Annotated in this window: 1 protein-coding gene; it reads left to right on the top strand. The window is 68.2% G+C overall.

Annotated elements, in window-relative coordinates:
- Positions 1-242 (top strand): ATP-binding cassette domain-containing protein (locus tag EOD29_RS34470; RefSeq protein WP_127248902.1); only part of this gene is annotated, 242 nt, incomplete at both ends.

The raw sequence follows: 242 nt of genomic DNA on the forward strand, positions 1-242 counted from the left end.
CTCCTCGAACGCGTCCGCCTCCCCGACCCGGAATCCGCCTTGCGTGCCTATCCGCACCAGCTTTCCGGCGGCCAGAAGCAGCGCGTGGCGATCGCGGCGGCAATCGCGGCCGGACCGAAACTGCTGATCGCCGACGAGGCGACCAGCGCGCTCGACACCATCGTTCAGGCCGAGATCGTGGCCCTGATCCGACGGCTGGTGGCCGAGGACGGCATGACGCTTGCCTTCATCAGCCACGACAT

The organism is Mesorhizobium sp. M1A.T.Ca.IN.004.03.1.1, from assembly GCF_003997555.1.
Classification (GTDB): domain Bacteria; phylum Pseudomonadota; class Alphaproteobacteria; order Rhizobiales; family Rhizobiaceae; genus Mesorhizobium.